The organism is Leptospiraceae bacterium (assembly GCA_025059995.1).
Classification (GTDB): domain Bacteria; phylum Spirochaetota; class Leptospiria; order Leptospirales; family Leptonemataceae; genus SKYB61.
Genome location: JANXCF010000011.1, coordinates 1 through 14,753, shown reverse-complemented (window position 1 = coordinate 14,753; position 14,753 = coordinate 1). Strand labels below are relative to the sequence as shown.

The window sequence follows — 14,753 nt, the reverse complement described above, 5'->3', positions numbered from 1 at the left end:
TTAATTACTCCTGATGGGAATAGAATGAGGATTATTTAAAAAAAAAGATATAGTTAAAATATTACAATTTTATTACAAAAAAATGAAATCTTATGTTTAAAAAGTCAATATATTGTTTGATTTCAATTTTTTATTGAAATGATGAATTACTTGGTTAAATAATGATATAAAATCAAGCCATAACATGAAACAAGCCAAAGGATGATCACAAAAATCAAAAAGGGATCCGTGAGGAGAACGTCCGCTGGGTTGCCTTCTTTGTTTTCGGGGTTTTCAATCAAAGTGTAATAACGAAAAATGCCTATCACAACGAAAGGAATGGTCCAATATAAGTTGGACTCTGCGTGGGTTCCTGTAATGGTATAGAGGGAATACGTCATGATAGCTAAACCCGCTGAAATATCAATAAAGCTTCGCAAAGATTCTCGGTGATACATCCCACCAATCATTTTCTCTGCAGGAACTGATAAAACTTCAAAATATCGTTTGTAAAATCCCAGAAACAAAGCAATAAAAAAAGTTGTGCTTATCAACCATGGGCTTGCCGGAATATTGATCGCAAAAGCCCCAAACAAAACTCGAATAACAAATCCCACAGCAATCAAAAATACGTCTAAAAGAAGAACCTTTTTTGCACCGTAAGAGTAAGCAATATTCATCAAGAAGTAAAACAAAAGTAGATAGATTGCGAACTGGCTTCGTAATAAACCGGCGAGAGTGAAGGAAAGAAAAAATAAAACAAAAAAAATCACAATAGCTTCGTTTTTGGTTACCTTTCCGCTTGCAATGGGGCGATAACGTTTTTTGGGATCCAAACGATCCAGATTTCTATCTTTCCAATCATTCAAAACATACACACTACTGGCTAAAAATGAAAAAGCAAAAAAAGAAATCAAAAGTTTAAAAAACAATAACTTTGATGATTCAGAAAAAGGAGATAAGGCTAAATCAATTGCCTCTTGAGCAAAAACAAATGGCAAAAACACAAATCCATTTTTGGTCCACTGATAAACTCGAATTAGTTTGATATATAGCCTGATTTTTTCCGAAAGTTCCATTTATTGATAAAAGTTAGAATTTTAAAAGGTACCACTGAGTCAAGAGTAAAGATGGACTGATCTGTCCGATTTAAAGTTTTATTAAGACATGATGATAGATTATGAATTCTTTGATTTGGAAATAAAACCCTGACAAAAGAAATTCTTTTAAAATTAAAAATTCATGGTTATAGAAAAACTTGAAATTAAACTACAGACAAATCTCAAAGTAAAGTATATCATGATTTTGGAGCTTTGATAAAGACCTTTGATGAAAGTAAATTGGATGAGGAAGGAAAAACATATCAATTCATTCCAGTTTGAAATTCTTTCTCTCAAATAAGAGTTCTTATGGGTTGTGGTATTGTTTGTGTTGGGCAAGGTATTTGAGTAAATCAGTGACGGTGATGATTCCGATGTATTCTTCTGTATCACGTGAAACCACCATAATGGCGTGGATTTTGTTATCGAGCATGGCTTGGGCAGCTTGATCTATTCCCACGTCCTCATAATAGGCAAAAATGGGGGTCGTCATGATGTCTTTTACTTTCAGTTTGTATTTTTCTTGTTGGAGTAACTTCATCAAGTTGATGAAGTCTTTGATATCTTTTTCAGAAAGCATTCCGATGATTTCTTTGGTTTTTTTGTCTTTTACGGGCAGATGATGAACTTTGTGTTTTTCAAAGAGCTCTATCACATCAATCACGTAATCTTCCGGAGAAACAGTTATGAATTTTTTTGTCATCAAATCAGAGATAGTAACTGGCTTCATAACACCCCCAAAATAGGATTTTCTTTATCTTCAGTTCAAAAAAAGTTAATATTTAATGGAACCTTTGTTTTTTAATACAGATTTCAAAGATTTGTATTTTATCAAGTATAATTCTAAATTCTTTCTTTTTCGACCTAATTTGTGGATTGAATTTTATCATAAAAACCCCAAAGAATTTCAAGAAAACCTACGCATTTTATTTAAAGTTTTTGAATTCAAGAAATTAAAATTCAATGTGATTTATCATCAAGAAGAAGACATAAAATCATTTTTCTTGGGAATCAAAGAAAAATTCACTTTTAAAAAAGTGGATTTGCTTAAAGAACGCATGGAAGAAACAAAAAGCTCAATTTTGGATTTGTTCTTTCGGCAGAAGTTTCGAAAATATTCCCTTACACTTCTCAAGAAAAATCAAGCTCTTCTTTTGGGATGGAAAAAAAAGGGATTGGGGGAGTATTACTACAATGGTTTTGGGGGGAAAGTAAATCCTAAAGAAAAAGTGATAGATGCAGCCAAAAGAGAAGTCTGGGAAGAAACCGGACTCGAGGTGGAAGATTTAGTATTTTCTGGGAAGCTCCATTTTTTGTTCTTGGATCCACAAAAACCAAACGTCAAAGGATATGTTTTTCTTTCGGAAAAATTTTCCTCAGAACCAAAGGAAACCGACGAAATGATCCCTCAATGGTTTACGCTTCCTGAGGTGATTCAAGAATCTACAATATCGGAACTTTTTGAAAAACTTCCTTTTTCTCAAATGTGGGAAGATGATCCTTTTTGGTTTTCTTATTTGTTTCGGGGTTATTTTTTTGTCGGGTATTTTCTCATGAATGAGAAAAACCAAATTTTGAAGATGGCACTGAAGATCCGAGATCCTTGTAAGAAATTCAAAAAGTAATTCTTTCTCCTTTTGTGTTGATATAGAATTCTTCGTATTGTTGTTTTTGATAATCAGAATATAGAGAATTTTTATCAATAAAGTTTATAAAATTTCTATAATTTTTTGATCCTTTTACTTTTGCGAAGCCAAACCAAAAGTCATCCGCTTCTAAAAAAATGGCAGGGATTTGGATTTCCAGTTTTGTGTTCCAATAACCATACCAGCCTGTTTGGGTGTCCTGAAATTTTGCCAGAGGGTCGGTGATTGAAAAATTGCCAGGAATGTAAGTATCATCAATTTTGATGAATTCATGAGTCATGGGTTTGAAGTAAAAAAAACTATGTTTATGCAAAACATATACAAGCTGGTTTCCTAATTCCCCTGCTAATCGAAACTTAAAGTCGTATTGAATTCTGTGAGTTTGCCTTTGTTTATCATAATACAAAAACCCGTATAAATCCCACTTTCTGATTTTTGCTATTTGGTTTCGAAATTCCGATGCCTGTTGGAATTGACAAGAAATCAAAACTTGTTCTTTTATGTTCATATAACCGAATTCGGGTTGTTGTGAGCTTTCGCATTGAAATGGCAAAAGTTCTGTATCGGGATCAAAATTCCCTAAATAACGATATTTAGTGGGGATAACTTGTTTCTTGTTGAGGTCAATCATGCCAAAGTGGTTTTCTTTTCTTACGCGAGCATAATTTCCATAAAAGTTATCAGCAAAATCAAACTCTGGGGCAATCCACCAATCACCCTTTGAATCCACATAACCCCATTTTCCTTGGTGTTTTACTGGAATAGGATGGTAGCTTTGCTTTCCTACATCTTCGCATGGGACCCGAAAAAGTCGTTCTCCTGAGGGCAAATAAAACTCACAATTCTGATTCTTAACTACTGGAAGAAGTAGCTCTTTTGATAATAGAGCATATTTCGAAAAAAAATAAATCAAGCAAATCAGCAAAAGAGCTTTTATCTTTATTATTTTTATCATGGCTCTCTGGTTTAATAGTTGATAAAGTCATGCCATTTGATTTTATGAGATAAAATGAAAAAGTTTTTTTTTCACTTGTTTTCCTTGGGATTTTTTGCTTTGATCCTGCTTCCCTTGTTTTCAGAAGAAAAGATTCGGATTGAAGTAAAAGAAATCAAAGAGGAAGTTCCCTTTTATCGGACCTTTCAGATACTTGCAAGTAATCCCTTTTCTGAGCCAAGAACCGTATTGGGAAAAATTGTGTTCGATACAGGTGAAGTTTGTCTTTTTTATTTTGAGCTTATGGAAAAGCAGAATCAACAGCAAGTACGTCATTGCAAGGTTCAAACTCGAAGAGCTACATTTCAAGTCGTGATTGAAAAAATCTATCCTTTTGTGATTTCTGACTCAGAATGATGACAGGAAGTAAAATCTTTGCTCTTTTTCAGTCTGTGATTCGACTAATCAAAAAAGTAATTAAGATTTATTTGATTGATCCTTTCATTGGTGCTGGGGAAACCCTTTACTTAATCTTTCGAGTTGTGTTGAGCTTGCCGCATCTGGTTTTCAAAATCAATGTCACGTTGCATCAGATGTATATCTATGGATTCAAATCCCTTTTTGTGGTGAGTGTGGTTGCGGTATTTACGGGTATGCTTTTGAGTTTGCAAAGTGGCTTGGCATTGAAGGATTTTGGACAAGAAGAATTAGTTGGTCAATTATTAGTAGTGACTTTGACGAGGGAGATGGCACCCTTTATGACAGCATTGATTCTTTCGGCTTCTGTTGGTTCAGCAATGGCAGCAGAAATTGGAACAATGAAGGTTTCCGAAGAAATCGATGCTTTAGAGGTGATGTCCATTGATCCAGTGAAGTTTCTGGTTTTGCCACGAATGGTGGGTTTTACGATTATGATTCCTGTGCTTTCGAACTATGCTTCCCTTTTGGGGATACTTGGAGGAAGTTTAGTGGCAAAAACCCAATTAGGAGTTGAATACGAAACCTTTTATGATTTAGCTTTGAGTGTCCTCAAAAGCAAAACAGGACTCAAAGATATATGGGTAGGAAACTTCAAGGCATTTGTGTTCGGTCTTATCATTTCTTCTATTTCGTGCCATCAGGGTTTGAAAGCCCAAGGTGGAGCAATCGGTGTGGGTAGAGCTGTGCGATTATCGGTCGTCTTATCCTATCTTTTTGTGATTATGTTTGGCTATTTTATCAGTGCGATTTTTTATAGATAGAAGAAAGATGAAGTCAAAAGTTTTTTTATTCGTAGTGATTCTGGGTATTGGGTTTTGGCTATCAGTGATGGGGATTGGGTATTTTACGGTAATACTCCCACCCAAAAAAGACATGAATTTGAATTATTACCTTCCTGTCGTGATTGAAAATGCTCATGGCATACAAGTGGGAACAAGAGTTCACGTATTAGGAATAGATCAAGGTCTGGTTCGGTATTTGGATTACTTTCCAATTGATGAAAATCAAAACATTCTTTTTGTTTCGGAATGCGAAGATCTTTGCCAAAAACAAATGAAAGGACAAATCACCATTGCAGTCTTAAACCTACGAAAAAGCCTTGAGTTCTACGAAAACTACGCCATATATAGTCGCTATGATAGTGTGATTGGGGAAAAAGTGATTGAAATCAATCCAGGAAGCAAAATCATCAAAAAACAAAACCAGACATTACAAGTAAAAAAAATTGAACCCAGATACTTATTCCCAAAGGAATTTTTTGATTTACTTGTTCAGAATTATCAAGGTCTTCAAATCAATAGTAAAACTCTTCTTCGAACCATCAATTATGATGATCCTGTTACCATCATTGCTGAGGTGATTTACGAAAATCGAGAATCCCTTCGAAGGATTTTTTCGAACCTCCAAGAAATCACCCACAAAATCAATGAAGGTCAAGGAACCATTGCTTTGTTGATCAACGATGACTCTTTGGTTTCTGAAGCCGACATGGTTTTGATTGAAGCCATCAAGTTTTTGCAAACCTATCGTGAAGGCTACGAATCCCTCCGAGAGAATAAAATCTTCTCAAATACCGTAACAGGACCTTTGAACTTTTTCGGACCATAATTATGAACGAATATGTGATTGAGCTGATTGATCTCCACAAATCCTTCGATGGACGTCCGGTGCTACAAGGTGTGAACTTACAAATCCGACGTGGAGAAACAATGGTGATATTAGGTGGTTCTGGAACGGGAAAATCAGTGACAATGCGTCATATTGTTGGTCTTACGAAACCCGATAAAGGAGATGTGAAGGTTTTTGGGAAGTCAATTGTCAATTGTGATGAAAAAACCCTGAGTGAAATCCGCAGCCGAATTGGAGTGTTGTTTCAAAGTGGAGCTCTGATAAACTGGCTTACCGTCTTTGATAACGTAGCATTACCATTACGGGAACACCGACTTTACAAAGAAAAAGAAATTGAGAAGATTGTGCTTGAAAAACTGGATTGGTTGGGGTTGCTTCCCGCAAAAGATTTGCTGCCTGATAGTATCTCAGGAGGGATGAAGAAACGAGTAGGGATTGCCCGAGCTCTGACAACAAATCCAGAGATTTTACTTTATGATGAACCCACATCAGGCTTGGATCCCGTGATGAGTCAAGTGATTAATGAGCTCATACGAAAACTTCAAAGGGAACTCCATGTGACACAAGTAGTGGTTACTCATGACATGAACTCTGCATATTATGTAGCGGATCGAATTACGTTTTTATATAAAGGAAGAGTAGAAATGATTGGAACACCTGAAGAAATCCAAAAAACTGATAACCTCCTAATACAGCAATTTATTCAAGGAAAAACCGAAGGACCATTAGAAATTGATGCAGGAGATCCGACCAAAAGAAAAAAAACCTAAATTCACTTGCCAAAAACATGAGTTATTTTATCTTTTCGTTAAAATCAATTTTTGGAGGAGAGAATGAAAAGAATCACCTTTGTTTTTTCAGTGTTGTTTAGCATTTCTCTTTGGGCAGGAAATTACGTTATTGATCAGGCTCACACAAAAGTGGGGTTTGAAATCACCCACATGATGATTTCCACCGTCGAGGGACAGTTTAAAGATTATGTAGCAAATTTTGAGTATGATGAAAAAACCAATACTCTCAATAAAGTAGAAGCGAAAATTCAAGTGGCTTCAATTGACACTGAAAACCAAAAGCGAGATGATCACTTGCGAAGTGAAGACTTCTTTGATGTAAAAAAATTCCCCACTATGGAGTTTGTCTCTAACGAAAAGTTAGTCATCAAACCCGGAGAAGAAAAAATCCTCAAAGGTAAATTAACCATCAAAGGTATAACGAGAAATGTGGATTTAAAAGTTCGTTATGTGGGTTCTGTGAAAGATCCATGGGGGAATGAAAGGATAGGTTTTGAAGCTACGACCAAAATCAATCGAAGAGACTATAACATCACTTGGAACAAGCTCTTAGAAGGAGGTGGTTTAGTTGTTGGTGATGAAGTAACTATTCGTATTCGTGGGGAAGGAATAAAACAAAAATAAATCCTTCCCAACGGAATGAGAGCCATTAAGAAATAAAAAAAGTGAAAATGGCTCTCATGCCTCTATAAGTCAAGAAGCCCTCTGTAGAAAAATCCCATCATAAAAATCAAAGACCACGAACCCAGTAAGCACATCCACCACAACCCTATCGTCATAATTATGGTAAGTGAACTCTAGAGTTGGTGAGTTATTTCTTCTTTGGGAGTTCTTTTGTCCTATGGAATTGCGCATCATCTCGAGTTCCAGTAGCATCCTCAAAAGATAGCTTATGGAATAGCCCATATACATACGCAGTTGGAAAAGCCTACCCCACATTACAGGAGAGATTGAAATCCAGAACCTTTGGTATTCATTGGTTTTCGGTTGGTATCTGGCTGTGAGGGTTCTTTTTTTGTGGGATATTGATAATTGATAAATTCGATTTCGATGGGTTTTGATCAGATATTCTATTGTCTTTGGGATGTCTCCAAAAAATTTTTTCTGAGATAAATATAAAAGATAACGAAAGTGGTTTGGATTTAGGTTTATGCATACGATGTGCTTTTCTTGAGCCAAAAACTGGATTTGATTTCTCATACATAAGAGAATATGTGGGATTTTGAAAAATCCTTCGAAAAAATTTCAACTACCTACCAAAATTTTTTCGAACCTCAAACCACCTGAAGACATGCTCCAAACCCAACGAAATGAACCCAAGCTCCGTTAGGAATTGGCTCATAATTATGAACCGAGCGCTCGGCGGGAATTGCCCCCGACAGGACTCGAACCTGTGCACATGGTTTAGGAAACCAACGCTCTATCCACCTGAGCTACGGGGGCTTTTGTGTGTGTCAAAAAAAACTGATTTCCACTTTCCTGTAAAGCAAATCTATAAGCCTTAAAGGTAATAGCGGAATCCGTAAGCAAAGGACTCAGTGATTTTTTCCAAGAGGGGACGCCTTTTCCATTCAGGATAGATGATTTTTTCGCATTCTTCTTCGTCCTTTTTCCACTGGTCTAAAAAGATCTCGATGACCGTTTTATCTGCCAAAAACATATCAATTTCTAAGTTATGTAAAAAACTACGATAATCAATATTCGAAGAACCAACGATGACTCCGTTTTCGTTAATTGTGTGTTTTGAGTGAAAGATGCGGCTTCGGAATTCCAAAATCTTGACTCCTGATTTCAGAAGTGTTGAGTAAATCGCTCTACCGGCTTGGCGTGCTAACCAGACGTCTGTGTTTCCTGCAGTCATGATTTGCACGTCCACACCACTTTCGGCTTTGGACTTCAATATTCGAATCAAGCGTAAAGGCGGGATAAAATAAGGAGTGGCGATGTATAAAAACTTTTTTGTATTTTGGATGAATTGAAAAAAGAATTTACGAAATTGGATTTGTCGCTTTCGATTCACGGAGGAAAAAATAATGTAGTTTTGGTTTTTTTGTAAATACGTTAGAGTGTGCATCCATCGTCGCAAGAAGTAAAACCCTTTCTTCGAAATCTGCCATATGCTCAAAAAATCCAATTTAGCTTGATAAAAAATGTTTCGGATTTCTGGGTTGGTTTTGGAATTCCCAATTCGTATCATGGTATCTCGCCAGTGATTTTCTCCCATGAGTTTTTGAGAAAATGTATCTTTAATATTCATCCCACCAGTGTAGAGAATTTTATCATCAATCAAAATCAGTTTGCGGTGATTCCTTCGATGATAGCCTTTTCGAATCAAAAATTTAAAAATCAAAGGTTTATAAATGGCAAATTCAATCTGAGTACCTTGGATTTCTTTTTGAATTTTTTCTGTATATTCTCGGCTTCCGATACCATCGACTAGGATTTTGATTTTAACGTTATTTTTGAGCCTTTTTTGTTTAAGTATGTGTAAGATTTCTTTCCCAATCGTTTCGAATTGAAAGATATAAAATTCAATATAAATATATGACTTTGCTTTTTGTAGGTCCTTTTTGAGTTGTTCGAAGAAAGAATCTCCATCAAAGTAAAAAGCAAAAGGATTCATCATTAGGAAGTTCTGATTTCCAAACGTTTGGGTAGGGTTTTGAGGATTTTCACTGCATTTTTGAAAAATAATACCATCTTGTCTTTGTTGTGAACGTGGGGATTTTTAAAGTAGATATAATACTTTTCATTCTTCCAGTCCATTGGGTAGATGGGACGTCTATGGGGGTTCAACTCCTTCGAAAGAAAAATGTGTTCTGTGATAGGAAGAACCACATGCCATTGATAGAAATCCACATAAACAGGAAGATAATCTACATTTTGGATGAAGATTTCTTGGTTCTTTTTTACGACCTGAAATTCAAAAACCATGCCGCCATCGGTGTTAATACGTTTTTGATTGGAAATGAAATTCCCCAAGGACCAAACAATCAAGCGTTCTTTTTCCACACCGTATTTGTCCCTCATGCGAAGAATCTCGAAGGGTTGAAGGACATGAGGATGCCCTCCCAAAATAATGTCCACACCCTCCAAAAGTGCTAAACGAACAACCGCTCTTTGATAAACATCAGGTTCGGTTTGGTATTCTGTGCCATAGTGAAGCAGAAGAATCACCACATCCGGTCGATGCTTCTTGGCTTGAGCAATCCGTTTTCGTAGAGCTTCGAACTCGATTTCGTCCACAAGGTGAGGATACGGAACTACTTTTCCGTTTGTGCCATAAGTGAAATTCAAAAACGCAAAACGGATTTGGTTCTTCTCATACAAGAAAACGGAGTTCTTTTCGAAATCCTCAAAATCAAAATAAGTTCCCAAAGGGATTAAACCTTCTTCGAGAACACGTTTTTTCGTTCGAACCACCCCCAACGCCTTTTTATCGATCGTGTGGTTGTTCGCTAACGTCAAAATGTCAAAGCCGGACCACCGCAGAGCATCCAAAAGCTCATCGGGAGCTCCAAACTCAGGATAACCAGAAAATAACTCTCGCTTTCCGGGCAAAGTGGTTTCTAAATTCCCAATCGTAATGTCAGCCGACTCAAGATAAGGCTTGATTTTTTCGAAAGAAGGTTTGTAGTCCCAGCAATCACACTGGGCTCGGTAAGAAGTGTCAATCTGAAGTTGGTGATTCATGATATCCCCGACCACAGCAAAAGAAACCCTTTCCTGCGCAAGAAGAGAAATGCTGAGTAAAACGTTAATAAAAATAAAGCTCTTTTTTTTCATCTTGAATGTGAGGTATAAGGATAGGTTTCTAAAATAGAAAATCCTTTTTGTAGGTTTTTTCTGTATTTTAGCATGGTAAAAATCCATAGCTTTTCTTGTTGAAACCACTCCACCAAATTTTGGATTTTCTGGATGTTGTAGTGAAATGGGATTTCTGAATATTTTTCTCCATCGGGGAAACTGAGGGTTTTAGCACCTGTTGTGACTGTTCTTAGAATTATGCTTTGCTCATCGAAGAAAAGACTTTTTACATTTTCTCGAAAGGTTTGAGGATAACGATAATATTCTTCTGCATTCGATAAATACAAAATGCGTATGGGTATGCATAGGGATTTTGAAGCTTCTCCTATGCTTTTTAGGGTTTTTGTGCCGTTGATGTCTCCAAGCATGGGATGGATTCGTTTTTTTTCAATCAGGGATTTGATGTAGTCAAAATCACTTTGTTGGTTATGGAAAGAAGAAAAACCAAAGTTCTTGGTCATAAAAAACAAATCCGAGAGTCTTTCGTTCACGTGAGGCTGAGCATAGTGATAAGCCTTTACGTAGGTTTCCTGTTCTTTTGGATCTGGGATTTTGTTTTTGATTAAGTTTAAGGTTTGATTCTTGTGAGCTCGGGTCCAAAATTTTCGAAATTCCAGAAACGAAGGACTTTCCTGAAAAAACAAAATATGAAGTCGATTTACATAGACCGCCATCCAATCAAAATCCACCAAATAAGCATAATCCGACCTTGCCCAAGCAATAAACGTAAAATTTTGATCTGTTCCCACGCCAATATAACCACCTCCAAGATTTTTCACATAGGGATAAAAAAGATCAATCCTTCTTTCATTCGAGGCAGGATAATGGGGAGCAGTGAGCTGTGCTTTATGAACGATATTCTCGGCTTCTACACGAGAAAAGATTGATAGAAACTCTTCCTCGTTTGTAGGGCAATGAGACTTTTTTTCTCCTGTTTCGACTTGTTCAACTTGAGGAATCAAAGGTGGGGGTTCTTTTATTTTATAACAACTCAAACAACTCAGGATGAGTGATCCCACCAACGTCAAAAGATAAAAACGAAAAGAAACTTTCATTCCCACTACTCAAAAAAAAAGTGGTTTTGTATGTCAAATCCTATTGATATAGAATACCGAACGTGGAAGTCAAAATTGATTCTTTATCTAAAAGGTTTTTCAATGGGGACCGCAGATGTGATCCCTGGAGTTTCAGGAGGAACAATCGCTTTGATCTCTGGCATCTACGAGCACTTGATCTTTGCTATCTCCACAATTCGCATTGAGGAAATAAAAAAATTCTACCAACGCTACTTTAAAAATCAAAAAGAAGTCAAGTCCGATATCCCTTTTTTGTTTTTGATGGTTTTAGGATTAGGGATAGCCTCGGGCATACTGCTTATGTCCAAAATCATTCCGTTTTTGATGGAATACTACACTTTTTACATGTATTCCTTGTTTTTTGGTTTGATACTTTTTTCCACCACCATTCCCTACAAGAAAATGGATCATGGCTGGAGAGAATACCTCTTGATGGGGGTTTTTGCAATCATCACTTTCTTAATCATGGGAACAGAGCCCTATAAAAACTTTTACATCCAGTTGGAAAATCCTCAAACCTCCACTCCCATCAAGTTGGATGACTCTGGAAAATTTACCCTCAAGCTAACTCCAGAAGAAAAAGAAAACTCTCTTCTGAAAATCTATCATCAAAACGAGATCTTGGGAGAAATTCCTCTGAAAGAACTACAGCCCGAATATGTATGGGAAAAACATCGAGCGTTTTTTCGTATCAAGGACGAAAAGACCCATTACCTGATAAAAGGCAGTCTTGCGAAGGATCACTGGTTTTCTTTTTTCGAAACCTATCCAAATAGATACTTATGGATTTTTTTTGTGGCTTCGGTAGCCATTTGTGCGATGATTTTACCGGGGATTTCTGGAGCTTATATGCTGGTTCTCTTTGGCGAATACCAAAATATTTTGAAGGCTTTGCATCAATGGCAGTTTGACGTGATTTTCGTGTTTCTTTTAGGTATGAGTGTTGGGATTTTGTCGTTTGTTCGTTTGTTGAAGTTTTTATTAGAAAAATATCATTCTTTGACGATGGCAGCCCTCACAGGATTTCTCATTGGAAGCTTGACCAAAATCTTTCCCTTTCGGTATTTAGATAAACCCACAACCCAAGAAATTGCGTTGGGAGTTGTGGTTGCCATTTTAGGAGCAGGGTTTTTGTATTTTCTCGAGAGACTCTCGATTAAGCTGGGGGATCCCGAACCTCCAGTCTAAGATTTCTCTGTGATTTCGTTGGGTAGTTCGTTTTTATCATCAGGTAGGATGGCTAAGCCTGAGTTTTTTAGTAGGTTTCCGCATTCTTCGATGGCTTTTTCGATACCTGAGGCTAAGTCATTCTTTTTGATCCCATCAATGATGAGCTGAACTACCCTTTTCCAGTCCTCAGGCTTTACCCTCTGATTGATGCCAGAGTCCCCTAAGACCACCACTCGGTGTTCGAGAATACTTACGTAAATCAAAATGCCCGTTCGATGGCGAGTGTTGAAAACCTCTCGTTCTAAAAACGCCTCTTTGGCTTTGGTTTGAACCACCTCATCAAGCCGTTCTTTTCCGACAAAAAATCGACGAAAAAACGGAATATAACCAAGAGCTATCCCCAAGAAGGAAAATGCCACCAAAATGCTAAAATACCATAGAAACGAAGGCTCCATCCCCCAAATCCACTCTTGGATCAGCTTGAACTCGTAAAGAAAAAAAACCAACGTCAGACCTACCAAGTTCCCGAGGAAAGCCAATTTCCAAAACGCCTCTTCATAGAAATCCGACTGCTTCACCACATACACAACAATCTCACCAGAAGTTTTCTTTTCTGCATCTTCCACCACCTTTTGTAGCCGTCTTTTTTGTTCTTCTGTAAGTAGCCTTGACATAGAGAAACAACACCCCAAAAAAACCACAAGTCAAGGAAAAAAATCATCACTCACACAACAAAAAATTTCACGATTTAATGACAGAAGACTTGACAAGATAAGTAGAAAGAAAATTTGGATTTACCTATAAGAGGAGAAACCTCTTGCTGAAAATCATCAAAGACTACAACTGGATAGAACTCCTCCAATCCCTTATCAACGTAAAAGAGGCGGAAACCGTTCTACAAGGAGCCATTCGATCATCCATTCTGAACGTCATTGTCAAAGGATTTGGCTATTTTCGAAACGTCGCCATTGCCATTTTGCTGGGATTTAACTATCAGACGGATGGCTTTTTTATGGGACTGTCTTTACTTGGCTTATTTTTGATTTTCGCCGATGTATTTGACTTCATTGGAGTTCCCCAGCTCGTGAGGGCAAGAGAAGAAGGTCCCGATGAATTCAAAAAACTTTCGGGCTTACTTTTTTATTTTACGCTGCTTTTGAGTATTTCCATGGTGATTCTTCCGATTTTGTTTCTGAACATTAGGAACAAGTTTGATATGTTAGTTAGGATGTGGAGTTATGGTATTTTTTTTATAGGAACTATCAACAGATCTGGAATTAAGGAGTTATATCCTCAATGATTTGCGAGTTATCTACAAATAGGGAATTTTTTTCTATATTATTTATATTATTCAAAAAAAATCATCTAAAAATACTTTTTTACACAATCTCAATTTATTTTTCATTAGCACTATTAGGGCTCAAGAAATTAATGATCATTGTTAATAAGACTATTGAAATTCAAGGAGATTGAAATATGAGTAAAAAAGCGTTGGTTTGTGGTGCAGGTGGGTTCATTGGCTCACACTTAGTAAAAAGGTTGAAAAAAGAAGGTTATTGGGTTAGGGGAGTAGATTTAAAATACCCAGAATTTTCTGAAACAGAAGCTGATGACTTTGTGATTGGAGATCTGAGGGATGAATATTTTGTGCGTTCCATTATTGATACAAAGTTCGACGAAGTCTATCAATTAGCAGCTGATATGAGTGGTGCTGGATTTGTTTTTACAGGAGAGCACGATGCAGACATTCTTTCAAACTCTGCTAAGATAAATCTCAACATCTTAAATGCAAGTTTGAAAAGGAATATAAAAAGGATTTTTTACTCTTCATCTGCTTGCATATATCCTGAGTACAATCAGATGGACCCAGAAAATCCAAAGTGTTCAGAGGATTCTGCATATCCTGCAATGCCAGATAGTGAGTATGGTTGGGAAAAGTTGTTCAGCGAGCGATTATATTTAGCTTACCATAGAAATTATGGGATGGAAGTTAGGATCGCAAGGTATCACAACATTTTTGGACCGGAAGGAACATGGAGAGGTGGAAGAGAAAAAGCACCTGCCGCATTATGCCGAAAAGTAGCAGTAGCAAAATTAACAGGAAAAGACTACATTGAAGTGTGGGGAGATGGAATGCAAAC

17 protein-coding genes and 1 tRNA gene are annotated in these 14,753 nt (G+C 36.9%); 9 read left to right on the top strand and 9 right to left on the bottom strand.

What is annotated here, in order from left to right; genetic code table 11:
- Nucleotides 1–146: 146 nt before the first annotated feature.
- Both NZ853_11415 and NZ853_11410 read right to left on the bottom strand, forming a co-directional pair.
- Nucleotides 147–1,058, bottom strand: coding sequence for a UbiA prenyltransferase family protein (locus NZ853_11415; GenBank protein MCS7206292.1), 912 nt, complete (start codon nt 1,056–1,058; stop codon nt 147–149).
- A gap of 328 nt (nt 1,059–1,386) precedes the next feature.
- The gene (locus NZ853_11410) at nt 1,387–1,809 is read right to left on the bottom strand and encodes a CBS domain-containing protein (GenBank protein MCS7206291.1); all 423 of its coding nucleotides are present in this window, start codon (nt 1,807–1,809) and stop codon (nt 1,387–1,389) included.
- 55 nt (nt 1,810–1,864) lie between these two features.
- On the opposite strand from NZ853_11410, the gene NZ853_11405 reads away from it, so the two are divergent.
- Entirely contained in the window at nt 1,865–2,704 is an 840-nt protein-coding gene (locus NZ853_11405) for an 8-oxo-dGTP diphosphatase (protein MCS7206290.1), read from the top strand.
- On the opposite strand, the gene NZ853_11400 is transcribed toward NZ853_11405, so the two are convergent.
- A complete protein-coding gene (locus tag NZ853_11400; GenBank protein MCS7206289.1) occupies nt 2,694–3,680 on the bottom strand; it encodes a WG repeat-containing protein in 987 nt (328 codons plus the stop codon). The two genes, NZ853_11405 and NZ853_11400, sit on opposite strands and share 11 nt — an antisense overlap.
- A gap of 54 nt (nt 3,681–3,734) precedes the next feature.
- On the opposite strand from NZ853_11400, the gene NZ853_11395 reads away from it, so the two are divergent.
- From NZ853_11395 to NZ853_11375, 5 genes are all read left to right on the top strand, one after another.
- Nucleotides 3,735–4,076 carry a hypothetical protein gene (locus tag NZ853_11395; GenBank protein MCS7206288.1) on the top strand — a complete coding sequence of 114 codons (342 nt, stop codon included), beginning with the start codon at nt 3,735–3,737 and terminating at the stop codon, nt 4,074–4,076.
- Entirely contained in the window at nt 4,073–4,900 is an 828-nt protein-coding gene (locus tag NZ853_11390) for an ABC transporter permease (GenBank protein ID MCS7206287.1), read from the top strand. Before NZ853_11395 ends, NZ853_11390 begins: the two co-directional genes overlap by 4 nt.
- Before the next feature lie 7 nt (nt 4,901–4,907).
- Nucleotides 4,908–5,747, top strand: a complete 840-nt coding sequence (locus NZ853_11385; protein ID MCS7206286.1) for a hypothetical protein — start codon at nt 4,908–4,910, stop codon at nt 5,745–5,747.
- A gap of 2 nt (nt 5,748–5,749) precedes the next feature.
- A complete protein-coding gene (locus NZ853_11380) occupies nt 5,750–6,538 on the top strand; it encodes an ABC transporter ATP-binding protein (GenBank protein ID MCS7206285.1) in 789 nt (262 codons plus the stop codon).
- Nucleotides 6,539–6,601: 63 nt separating this feature from the next.
- On the top strand, nt 6,602–7,183 hold the full coding sequence (locus NZ853_11375; protein MCS7206284.1) for a YceI family protein: 582 nt from the start codon (nt 6,602–6,604) through the stop codon (nt 7,181–7,183).
- A 69-nt stretch (nt 7,184–7,252) separates the two neighbouring features.
- Here NZ853_11375 and NZ853_11370 read toward each other — a convergent pair whose 3' ends face one another.
- The 5 genes from NZ853_11370 to NZ853_11350 all read right to left on the bottom strand — a co-directional run bounded on the left by NZ853_11370 (nt 7,253) and on the right by NZ853_11350 (nt 11,421).
- Nucleotides 7,253–7,759 (bottom strand): DUF1564 family protein, encoded by a 507-nt coding sequence (locus NZ853_11370; protein MCS7206283.1) that lies wholly within the window; start codon nt 7,757–7,759, stop codon nt 7,253–7,255.
- 170 nt (nt 7,760–7,929) lie between these two features.
- Nucleotides 7,930–8,002 (bottom strand) — tRNA-Arg (locus NZ853_11365).
- 58 nt (nt 8,003–8,060) lie between these two features.
- Nucleotides 8,061–9,185 (bottom strand): phosphatidylserine/phosphatidylglycerophosphate/cardiolipin synthase family protein, encoded by a 1,125-nt coding sequence (locus tag NZ853_11360; GenBank protein ID MCS7206282.1) that lies wholly within the window; start codon nt 9,183–9,185, stop codon nt 8,061–8,063.
- Nucleotides 9,185–10,345, bottom strand: a complete 1,161-nt coding sequence (locus NZ853_11355) for a CapA family protein (protein ID MCS7206281.1) — start codon at nt 10,343–10,345, stop codon at nt 9,185–9,187. The genes NZ853_11360 and NZ853_11355 overlap by 1 nt, the downstream gene beginning before the upstream one ends.
- Nucleotides 10,342–11,421 (bottom strand): hypothetical protein, encoded by a 1,080-nt coding sequence (locus NZ853_11350; protein MCS7206280.1) that lies wholly within the window; start codon nt 11,419–11,421, stop codon nt 10,342–10,344. The genes NZ853_11355 and NZ853_11350 overlap by 4 nt, the downstream gene beginning before the upstream one ends.
- A gap of 30 nt (nt 11,422–11,451) precedes the next feature.
- Here NZ853_11350 and NZ853_11345 point away from each other — a divergent pair, with 30 nt between their 5' ends.
- Nucleotides 11,452–12,630: a DUF368 domain-containing protein gene (locus NZ853_11345; GenBank protein ID MCS7206279.1), complete on the top strand. Its 1,179-nt coding sequence runs from the start codon at nt 11,452–11,454 to the stop codon at nt 12,628–12,630.
- Here the strand turns inward: NZ853_11345 and NZ853_11340 are convergent.
- Nucleotides 12,627–13,286, bottom strand: a complete 660-nt coding sequence (locus NZ853_11340; GenBank protein ID MCS7206278.1) for a hypothetical protein — start codon at nt 13,284–13,286, stop codon at nt 12,627–12,629. The genes NZ853_11345 and NZ853_11340 overlap by 4 nt on opposite strands.
- 143 nt (nt 13,287–13,429) lie before the next feature.
- Between NZ853_11340 and NZ853_11335 the strand changes: the two genes are divergently transcribed.
- Complete coding sequence (locus NZ853_11335) at nt 13,430–13,912, top strand: hypothetical protein (protein MCS7206277.1); 483 nt, start codon at nt 13,430–13,432, stop codon at nt 13,910–13,912.
- A 176-nt stretch (nt 13,913–14,088) separates the two neighbouring features.
- Nucleotides 14,089–14,753 (top strand): NAD-dependent epimerase/dehydratase family protein (locus NZ853_11330; GenBank protein ID MCS7206276.1); only part of this gene is annotated, 665 nt, incomplete at its 3' end.

What these genes read in the sequence shown, in the direction of transcription:
- NZ853_11370 (MCS7206283.1), bottom strand. Translation starts at nt 7,759, where the DNA reads ATGAGAAATCAAATCCAGTTTTTGGCTCAAGAAAAGCACATCGTATGC.
- NZ853_11410 (MCS7206291.1), bottom strand. Translation starts at nt 1,809, where the DNA reads ATGAAGCCAGTTACTATCTCTGATTTGATGACAAAAAAATTCATAACT.
- NZ853_11395 (MCS7206288.1), top strand. Translation starts at nt 3,735, where the DNA reads ATGAAAAAGTTTTTTTTTCACTTGTTTTCCTTGGGATTTTTTGCTTTG.
- NZ853_11340 (MCS7206278.1), bottom strand. Translation starts at nt 13,286, where the DNA reads ATGTCAAGGCTACTTACAGAAGAACAAAAAAGACGGCTACAAAAGGTG.
- NZ853_11415 (MCS7206292.1), bottom strand. Translation starts at nt 1,058, where the DNA reads ATGGAACTTTCGGAAAAAATCAGGCTATATATCAAACTAATTCGAGTT.
- NZ853_11345 (MCS7206279.1), top strand. Translation starts at nt 11,452, where the DNA reads ATGTCAAATCCTATTGATATAGAATACCGAACGTGGAAGTCAAAATTG.
- NZ853_11360 (MCS7206282.1), bottom strand. Translation starts at nt 9,185, where the DNA reads ATGATGAATCCTTTTGCTTTTTACTTTGATGGAGATTCTTTCTTCGAA.
- NZ853_11355 (MCS7206281.1), bottom strand. Translation starts at nt 10,345, where the DNA reads ATGAAAAAAAAGAGCTTTATTTTTATTAACGTTTTACTCAGCATTTCT.
- NZ853_11375 (MCS7206284.1), top strand. Translation starts at nt 6,602, where the DNA reads ATGAAAAGAATCACCTTTGTTTTTTCAGTGTTGTTTAGCATTTCTCTT.
- NZ853_11400 (MCS7206289.1), bottom strand. Translation starts at nt 3,680, where the DNA reads ATGATAAAAATAATAAAGATAAAAGCTCTTTTGCTGATTTGCTTGATT.
- NZ853_11380 (MCS7206285.1), top strand. Translation starts at nt 5,750, where the DNA reads ATGAACGAATATGTGATTGAGCTGATTGATCTCCACAAATCCTTCGAT.
- NZ853_11405 (MCS7206290.1), top strand. Translation starts at nt 1,865, where the DNA reads ATGGAACCTTTGTTTTTTAATACAGATTTCAAAGATTTGTATTTTATC.
- NZ853_11350 (MCS7206280.1), bottom strand. Translation starts at nt 11,421, where the DNA reads ATGAAAGTTTCTTTTCGTTTTTATCTTTTGACGTTGGTGGGATCACTC.
- NZ853_11385 (MCS7206286.1), top strand. Translation starts at nt 4,908, where the DNA reads ATGAAGTCAAAAGTTTTTTTATTCGTAGTGATTCTGGGTATTGGGTTT.
- NZ853_11390 (MCS7206287.1), top strand. Translation starts at nt 4,073, where the DNA reads ATGATGACAGGAAGTAAAATCTTTGCTCTTTTTCAGTCTGTGATTCGA.